Origin of the sequence: Shigella sp. FC1967 (assembly GCF_001743005.1) — a bacterium.
In the GTDB taxonomy this organism is placed as follows: Bacteria; Pseudomonadota; Gammaproteobacteria; order Enterobacterales; family Enterobacteriaceae; genus Proteus.
Map to the genome: position 1 here is coordinate 1 of NZ_MIIZ01001329.1, position 392 is coordinate 392.

1 rRNA gene is annotated in these 392 nt (G+C 51.8%); it reads right to left on the reverse strand.

What is annotated here, in order from left to right:
* Positions 1 to 392 (reverse strand): 23S ribosomal RNA (locus BHE89_RS21695); the annotation flags it as partial.

Below are 392 nucleotides of genomic sequence, written 5' to 3' on the forward strand. Positions count from 1 at the left end.
TCACACCGTATACGTCCACTTTCGTGTTTGCACAGTGCTGTGTTTTTAATAAACAGTTGCAGCCAGCTGGTATCTTCGACTGGCTTCGGCTCCGTCCGCAAGGGACTTCACTTACCGCCAGCGTGCCTTCTCCCGAAGTTACGGCACCATTTTGCCTAGTTCCTTCACCCGAGTTCTCTCAAGCGCCTGAGTATTCTCTACCTGACCACCTGTGTCGGTTTGGGGTACGATTGTTGGTAACCTGAAGCTTAGAGGCTTTTCCTGGAAGCAGGGCATCAATTGCTTCACCACCTTTAGTGGTTCGTCATCACACCTCAGCATTAAGTGACCGGATTTGCCTAATCACTCTGCCTACATGCTTGAACCGGACGACCGTCGCCCGGACAACCTAG